General features: G+C 47.3%; 1 protein-coding gene. It reads left to right on the top strand.

Annotated features, from left to right (window positions below; all coding sequences use genetic code 11):
- Nucleotides 1–91: 91 nt before the first annotated feature.
- Nucleotides 92–864, top strand: a protein-coding gene (locus NLX71_RS26295) for an IS5 family transposase (RefSeq protein WP_254366762.1) whose coding sequence is annotated in 2 segments (ribosomal slippage) — nt 92–422 and nt 422–864 — 774 coding nt in all. Because the reading frame shifts where the segments join, the coding sequence is not laid out codon by codon here.
- Nucleotides 865–896 lie beyond the last annotated feature (32 nt).

The raw sequence follows: 896 nt of genomic DNA, 5'->3' as shown, positions 1-896 counted from the left end.
CTAGGGCGTGTCTGAAAACTATCTATTGCTTCAAAGAAGAAACCGTAGCATAATTTTACAGGGACGAGATCACGAGGAGGCCTGTAAAATTATGCTACGACGCCACGAAATCAAGGACCAGGATTGGGAACGGATCCAAGGTCTATTGCCACCCGAAAATACAGGCGAAGGCAGACCCTCGAAACCCAATCGAGTCATGCTGAATGGAATGCTTTGGAAAGTAAAAACAGGGGCTCCTTGGCGTGATTTGCCGGAACGTTTTGGTCCTTGGAAAACCGTGTATTCCCGTTTTCGTTTGTGGAGCAAAGATGACCTCTTTCAAAAGATATTTGAGTCCTTGGCTGGCGATGCGGACTTGCAGGATGTATCCATTGACAGCACCTCCTGTAAAGTTCATCAGCATGCGGCGGGGGCTAAAAAGGGGCTGAAAACGCCGAAACCAACCAAGAAATCGGACTTTCCCGAGGGGGGCGAAACACCAAGATCCACACCGTAGTGGATGCAGTGGGTAATCCGATTCGCCTGTTTTTAACGCCTGGCAATATCCATGACTGCACGGTGGCGGTTGAAGTCCTCTCTGGCGTCACACTGTCCGGAAGCGTTGTTTTAGCCGATAAAGCCTACGGCACCCATGACATTCGAACGTATATCGAATCCCAAGACGCAACGTTCTGCATCCCTCCAAAATCGAATACAGCAAATCCTTGGGAATGCGACTTTTACCAGTATAAAGAACGGCATGTTGTGGAATGTTTTTTCAACAAACTCAAACAATTCCGTGGGATCGCAACACGCTACGATAAACTTTCTCGAAACTTTTTGAGCTTTGCTTTTTTGGCTTCTGCCATGATTTTGTTGAAGTAGTTCCACTATGATGAGTTTTCAGACACGCCCTA

Source organism: Paenibacillus sp. MZ04-78.2 (genome assembly GCF_024213375.1).
Classification (GTDB): Bacteria; Bacillota; Bacilli; order Paenibacillales; family NBRC-103111; genus Paenibacillus_G.
Note: the sequence above shows the minus strand (reverse complement) of the source record. Positions and strands in the feature narration are given on the sequence as shown.